General features: G+C 62.9%; 1 protein-coding gene. It reads left to right on the top strand.

Translation table 11 applies throughout. From position 1 onward, the window contains the following. A partial coding sequence (locus EXZ48_RS34705) for an IS66 family transposase (protein WP_130521631.1) occupies positions 1-795 on the top strand: 795 nt, incomplete at its 5' end. Positions 796-820: the final 25 nt, after the last annotated feature.

The following is an 820-nucleotide window of genomic DNA, read 5'->3' as shown; positions in this document are numbered from 1 at the left end:
TATGTCCGGGATGACCGGCCGTTCGGAGGGCTATCACCGCCGGCGGCACTCTACTATGCATCGCGAGACCGGCGGCAGGAGCATCCGGAACGCCATCTGAAGACCTTCACCGGCATTCTGCAGGCGGATGCCTATGGCGGTTACAATCCGCTGTTCAAGGTAGACCGCGATCCCGGTTCCTTGACGCAAGCACTGTGCTGGGCGCACGCGAGGCGCAAGTTCTTCGTGCTCGCCGACATTGCGGCAAACGCCAAACGTGGAAGGAACGCCGCGCCGATCTCGCCCATGGCCCTGGAAGCGATCAAACGGATCGATGGTCTGTTCGACATCGAACGGGAGATCAACGGGCTTGCCGCCGACCAGCGCCTGGAGCGCCGGCGCAAGGACAGCCAGCCACTCGTCGAAAAGCTGCACGGCTGGCTCCAAACCGAGCGGGCAAAGCTATCGCGCAGTTCTCCCGTCGCAGAGGCGATCGACTACATGCTCAAGCGTTGGGATGGCTTCACGTCATTCCTCGAGGATGGCAGGATTTGCCTGACGAACAATGCGGCCGAGCGAGCCCTGCGAGGCTTCGCGCTCGGCAGGAAGTCCTGGCTCTTCGCCGGATCGGACCGTGGTGCTGACCGTGCCGCGTTCATGGCGACACTGCTCATGACCGCCAAGCTCAACGACATCGATCCGCAGGCATGGCTTGCCGACGTTCTCGCCCGCATCGCCGACACGCCGATCACCAGGCTGGAGCAATTGCTTCCGTGGAACTGGCAGCAAGACACGCTGAACGCTCAAGCGGCATAACCCGCGGCCTCCACCGGAGGATTAC

This window comes from Shinella sp. JR1-6, from assembly GCF_004284735.1.
Lineage (GTDB): Bacteria > Pseudomonadota > Alphaproteobacteria > Rhizobiales > Rhizobiaceae > Shinella.
This window is presented reverse-complemented; position numbering and strand designations above follow the sequence as displayed.